Genomic DNA, 699 nt, shown 5'->3' with positions numbered 1-699 from the left:
TCGGCCTCTGCTTCGTCGGCAGGACGGACGAACAGGCAGTAGGGAGAAAAAATCGTGCCCCACTCCGGCAACCGGCGCCGGTGTTGGAAAGGGACGAGATGGGATCCCAACGCTTCCAGCTCTTGGATATAGAGATCGGGCAAGCTGGGGGTCACCGGCGAGAGATCGACAATGGCGGCGCTCACCTGTCCGCGACCGACCACAATGTCGCAACCGAACAGCGGCAGCGGGTACTGCGGCTGCGGAAACATAACGCAATGGAGAATGTCCAGGCTTTGCCCGGCCTGGGCCAGCTCCAGGTGCAGTTTGCGAAAGGGATCCCCCTGGTAGCAGCGGTTTTCAACTTGCAATTTCTCACCCTCTAGGCGGCCTTCCACGTAGCCCAGATCTTCAGGCAGAGGATAGGGGGCTAGGGTGAGGGTAGATCCCCAAACGTTCAGGATTGCCTCAGATAAGCCCTGAATGAGCGGATGCAGTTGGGCGGAAAGAGCAGGAGCGGTGAACATAAGACTCTAGAAGAAAGGCCAAGAACCCCATCCAACCTTGACCTTGGCTCCATGCCAAAGTGTTATGGGGGAACCGCACCGCTGATGCGAAGGGCTTGGGTGGGATCCCCAAAAATCCCAGAGGCCCTAGCTGGGCAAGGCGTTCTAAAACTGTATGCCTGAAGACGGAAGGGGTGGGATTCGAACCCACGGT

Annotated in this window: 1 protein-coding gene; it reads right to left on the bottom strand. The window is 58.4% G+C overall.

Annotated features, from left to right (window positions below; translation table 11 throughout):
* A partial coding sequence (locus NW819_RS14505) for a phycocyanobilin:ferredoxin oxidoreductase (protein WP_414414178.1) occupies positions 1-506 on the bottom strand: 506 nt, incomplete at its 3' end.
* Positions 507-699 lie beyond the last annotated feature (193 nt).

This window comes from Synechococcus sp. R8-2 (assembly GCF_047461715.1).
Classification (GTDB): Bacteria; Cyanobacteriota; Cyanobacteriia; order Thermostichales; family Thermostichaceae; genus Thermostichus.
This window is presented reverse-complemented; position numbering and strand designations above follow the sequence as displayed.